General features: G+C 46.9%; 1 tRNA gene. It reads right to left on the bottom strand.

Going from position 1 to position 292, the window contains the following annotated elements:
• Positions 1-47: 47 nt before the first annotated feature.
• Positions 48-123 (bottom strand) — tRNA-Glu (locus ATB76_RS26935).
• Between the last annotated feature and the right edge of the window lie 169 nt (positions 124-292).

Here is a 292-nt window from a genome sequence, read left to right on the forward strand (position 1 = left end):
CAATTGATTAAAAGTCAACTGCTCTACCAACTGAGCTAACGACCCAATGGTATCCCGTAGGGGAGTCGACCCCCTGTTACCGCCGTGAAAGGGCGGTGTCCTAGGCCTCTAGACGAACGGGACACTGCTATTTGTTTCCACTTTTAAAAAGCAGAACCAAACTTCGAAGATATTGGGATATCTTCGTCTCTTTTACTTATAAACCGTATCAATCTGTGTGGACACTCATCGTGAGTAATCATCGTATAAGGAGGTGATCCAGCGCCAGGTTCCCCTAGCGCTACCTTGTTAC

The sequence above is a fragment of the Vibrio sp. MOR3 genome (assembly GCF_001557775.1).
In the GTDB taxonomy this organism is placed as follows: domain Bacteria; phylum Pseudomonadota; class Gammaproteobacteria; order Enterobacterales; family Vibrionaceae; genus Vibrio; species Vibrio jasicida.